This is a genomic window from Bacillus sp. BML-BC051, from assembly GCF_019656175.1.
Classification (GTDB): domain Bacteria; phylum Bacillota; class Bacilli; order Bacillales; family Bacillaceae_G; genus Bacillus_A; species Bacillus_A mobilis.
Map to the genome: position 1 here is coordinate 1 of NZ_BPLI01000127.1, position 1,831 is coordinate 1,831.

General features: G+C 33.8%; 1 protein-coding gene. It reads left to right on the forward strand.

Going from position 1 to position 1,831, the window contains the following annotated elements; genetic code table 11:
- The first annotated feature begins 340 nt into the window (after positions 1-340).
- Entirely contained in the window at positions 341-1,516 is a 1,176-nt protein-coding gene (locus K5S59_RS29485; RefSeq protein WP_098873508.1) for an MFS transporter, read from the forward strand.
- The last annotated feature ends 315 nt before the right edge of the window (positions 1,517-1,831 follow it).

A 1,831-nucleotide genomic window follows, 5' to 3' on the forward strand; every position in this document is an offset into this window, starting at 1 on the left:
TTTTTCAAGCCTATAAAGCCAAACTTCATTAATCAGTGGGGGTTTTCTTCATCCCCCACTGATTATTAGTTGAACCAATCGGACTGTTATTTTCAGTTGATCCCCCACCTAACTTCTTTGCTTTCACTGCATTTTGAGGTGGGGGTCTTACTGCCCATTAAAGCGGGATAAAAGCAAGAAACATCGAAAGGAGAATTTTTTTTAATATATCATATCTAGTTATTTAGATATCTGTTATTGTATTTAAGATTACATACTCCTGATAATATTGGCATCCAATCATGCTTCTTTATTAATGAATTTACTTTCAAAATACTGATACGAATGGAGAGTTTTATAAATGAAAAAAGTAAATCCTTTACTTATTCTGACACTCGCAATAGGTGTGTTCGGAATTATTACTACTGAGATGGGTATTGTCGGCGTATTACCACAAATCACTGAAAAATTCGGAATTTCAACTACACAAGCTGGATTTTTAGTAAGTATATTTGCACTAGTTGTTGCTATTTCTGGTCCATTTTTAATTCTGCTCGTCTCTAGTATGAATCGCAAAATAATTTTATTAACAGCAATTTTCATATTTGTTATTTCAAATTTAATCTACGCTTATACAACACAATTTGAAATCATGCTTGTTTTTCGTATTTTACCGGCAGCGCTTCATCCACTCTTCTTTTCAATCGCTCTTGTAACAGCTGCTAAACTTGTCCCTCCAGAAAAGAGCGGTCAAGCAGTTACAAAAGTTTTCATGGGAATTACTGTTGGTTTTGCTTTAGGTGTACCACTAACCTCTTACCTTGCAGACCAATTTTCACTCGAAATGGCTTTCTTATTCGGAGCATTCGTTAACACTCTTGCATTCATTGGAATACTACTCCTACTTCCTTCTATGCCTGTTAAAGAAAAAATGTCTTTCGGCAAACAAATTCGTATACTCGGCAAACCAGGATTATGGTTAAATATTTTAACCGTCACATTCCTTTTTGCAGCCATGTTTTCCGTATACAGCTACTTCGCTGAGTACCTTGCAAAAGTAACTTCCATGAATGGATCTCTCATCAGTATCATGCTATTCATATTTGGTATAGTTATGATTTTAGGTAATCATTTATTTGGGGGTCTTCTGCAAAAAAGCATAATAAACACTGTAATATCATTCCCTATTCTATATTCTATTGTTTACATATTGGTTTATTACTTAGGTTCCTACCTTGTTCCAATGATTTTTATAGTATTCATTTGGGGAATCGTACATGCTGGTGGATTAATTGTTGGTCAAACATGGTTAATAAGTGAAGCTAAAGAAGCACCTGAATTTGGTAACAGTCTATTCGTTTCGTTCTCAAATCTCGGAATTACTTTAGGAACCACTATTGGAGGCTGGTTCATTTCAAACTTAGGTATTCATCAGCTTATTTGGAGCGGATTTATATTCACACTACTCTCATTTCTATTAATTATAATAAAACTAAAATTTTTCAATTCTAATAGCCAGGCTTCATTATCAAGCTAGTACATTTTCAGTTCCAAATTCGATAAAGTGAAACTTTAATCAGTGGGGATTTTCTTCAACCCCCACCTAAATTCTTTGCTTTCGCTGCATTTTGAGGTGGGGGTCTTACTGCCCATTAAAGCGGGATAAAATATCCCATTCAATAAAAAGAAGATAGCAATGAATCGCCTGGGATAAAGATATGTAATTGATTACCTTATTTTATCTTTTCCCTAACTATTCACGATTATGATTTTGCTTATAAGGTTTGTAATCTAAGTTGTTTGTTACTATTACATTTATAACTTGCAGAGAAAATACTAAATTAAAATGAAG

Bases quoted from the DNA above. Each gene is read 5' to 3' on its own strand.
- K5S59_RS29485 (WP_098873508.1), top strand. From the start codon at position 341: ATGAAAAAAGTAAATCCTTTACTTATTCTGACACTCGCAATAGGTGTG.